This is a genomic window from Paenibacillus sp. USHLN196 (genome assembly GCF_037144955.1).
Taxonomy (GTDB): Bacteria; Bacillota; Bacilli; order Paenibacillales; family Paenibacillaceae; genus Paenibacillus; species Paenibacillus xylanexedens_C.
In genome coordinates this window covers 1-226 of the sequence record NZ_JBBCYH010000061.1, presented here as the reverse complement: position 1 = coordinate 226, position 226 = coordinate 1, and the positions used below count along the sequence as shown (strand labels likewise).

Sequence of the window (226 nt, the reverse complement as noted above, 5' to 3'; positions counted from 1 at the left end):
TCGTTACGCCATTCGTGCGGGTCAGAATTTACCTGACAAGGAATTTCGCTACCTTAGGACCGTTATAGTTACGGCCGCCGTTTACTGGGGCTTCGGTTCACAGCTTCGGGACGAATCCCTAACCACTCCCCTTAACCTTCCAGCACCGGGCAGGCGTCAGCCCGTATACTTCGCCTTACGGCTTCGCACAGACCTGTGTTTTTGCTAAACAGTCGCTTGGGCCTTT

General features: G+C 54.0%; 1 rRNA gene. It reads right to left on the bottom strand.

What is annotated here, in order from left to right:
• Positions 1–226, bottom strand: a 23S ribosomal RNA gene (locus tag WFI24_RS34330); the annotation flags it as partial.